Source organism: Vibrio sp. S9_S30, assembly GCF_014694455.1.
Lineage (GTDB): Bacteria > Pseudomonadota > Gammaproteobacteria > Enterobacterales > Vibrionaceae > Vibrio.
The window spans coordinates 1-2,079 of the sequence record NZ_JAAUWT010000073.1 but is presented as its reverse complement, the minus strand read 5'-3'; the positions used below and the strand labels follow the sequence as shown (position 1 = coordinate 2,079).

Annotated in this window: 1 protein-coding gene; it reads right to left on the bottom strand. The window is 41.4% G+C overall.

Going from position 1 to position 2,079, the window contains the following annotated elements:
• Positions 1–992: 992 nt before the first annotated feature.
• Positions 993–1,439, bottom strand: a complete 447-nt coding sequence (locus HC752_RS23990; RefSeq protein WP_190337697.1) for a GNAT family N-acetyltransferase — start codon at positions 1,437–1,439, stop codon at positions 993–995.
• Positions 1,440–2,079: the final 640 nt, after the last annotated feature.

Sequence of the window (2,079 nt, the reverse complement as noted above, 5' to 3'; positions counted from 1 at the left end):
AAGCGCTATAACGCCCAATTAAGTAGCCAAAAACGTACAAATACCGCTTCTGCAAACCACCGTAAACACTAAACTCAACGCAAACTAAAAATGCCACACGTTTTTGGTCTGCTTGAATTGTTTGTTAGAGCGATACAAACAAACAGACTTTACTTGGCAATGAAGCACTTCGCTTGCATTCAATGAAAGCCATCTTAGCCAACAAATCTTACTGCAACCAGACCACAGAACCCAAAACACCGATTCAGTCGAGAATTTAGGGAAACGAGCCGAGAACAACGCTTCAAGATTCAGCGAACCGAATTGATTTTGAAAGCTTGTAGCGACTTGGGTTACGACGACTTTTCCACTTTGATGCTGGTTGAGGAATCAAACTCAAAAATACTGAAGCCAGCAACTTTCGAGAACCTGACAACCCTTGAATTATCAAAGCGCTATAACGCCAGCTTAAACCGCAGACAACGCACAAATCAAGCCGCTGCACTGCGTCTTAAACACTAAATTCACCGCAAACTAAAAATGCCACGCGTTGTTTGTCGGTTTGAAGCTTTTGTTAGAGCGATACAAGCAAACAGGCTTTACTTGGCAATGAAGCACTGAGCTTGCATTCAATGAACGACATCTTAGCCAAAGTGAGTATCTGCAACCAGACCACAACACCCAAAACACCGAACCAGTCGAAAAATTTACAAGTACGAGCCGAAAACCAAACTTCAAAATCCGGAATTTCTAATTGGCATGAGATCCCACAGCGACTTGGCTTGCAAGAATTTAACACCTTGATTCAGGTTGAGGAATCGAACTCAAAAACACAGAAGCCAGCAACTTTCGAGAACCTTACAAACCTTGAATTTTCAAAGCGCTATAACGCCCGCTTAAGCTGCTGCCAACGCAATACAAAAGCTACTGCATTACGCCTTAAACACAATTATTACTGCAAGCCTAAAGTGCCACACGTTGGCAGTCCGCTTGAAGCGTTTGTTATGTGCGTACTAAACATTGACGTACAATCTCAGCATGTCTTTGTGTTGAATGCCATTTTCATAGATTGACTCAGGGTAGTTTAGCAAAAAATGGTCTTTGATAATTGAGTATACTCGAAAGCCTAAACGCTGATAATAAGTCAATTGATAGCCAAATGTACCCGTACCAAGCTCTACACGATCAATTCCCTTGTTTGGTAACTGAGATAGAACAAACTTTAGCAGCTTAGAGCCAATACCTTGACCTTGTAGTTCTGAAGATACTGATACATTAAATATCTCAGCAAGGCTGTTAGTCTGCGCTTTAACGACACAAGCTGCTAAAATTTGCCCATTGTCTAATGCAGCAAAGCACCATGAATCAGACAAATATGACGCGATATTAGCTTCAGAAGGATCCGCTTCAAGCAATAAATCTAGTGGAATTTCGCTACTTTTGACTTCGAAATATTGCATATTTTCTCCGAGCACATAACGCCAGCTTAAACCGCAGACAACGCACAAAACAAGCTGCCGCATTGCACCTTAAACACTAAAATTACCGCAAACTAAAAATGCCACGCGTTGTTTGTCGGTTTGAAGCTTTTGTTAGAGTGATACAAGCATACAAACTCACTTGGCAATGAAGCACTTAGCTTGCATTCAATGAAAACCATCTTAGCCAACAAAACCTACTGCAACCAGACCACAAAACCCAAAACACCAACTCTGTCGAGAATTCAGGAAAACGAACCGATAGCCAAGCTTCGAAATTCAGTGAATCCAATTAGTTCTGAAAGCCTGTAGCAACTTGGCTTGCCGAGAATTTTCCACCTTAGATATGGTTAAGGAATCGAACAAAAAACACTGAAGCCAACAATTTTCGAGAACCTGACAACCCTTGAATCATCAAAGCGCTATAACGCCCAATTAAACTGCCAAAAACGTACAAATGCCGTTTCTGCAAACCACCGTAAACACCAAACTCAACGCAAACTAAAAATGCCACACGTTTTTGGTCTGCTTGAATTGTTTGTTAGAGCGATACAAGCAAACAGGCTTTACTTGGCAATGAAGCACTTCGCTTGCATTCAATGAACGACATCTTAGACAACAA

Excerpts from the sequence above, each read along its gene's own strand:
- HC752_RS23990 (WP_190337697.1), bottom strand. The coding sequence starts at position 1,439 with ATGCAATATTTCGAAGTCAAAAGTAGCGAAATTCCACTAGATTTATTG.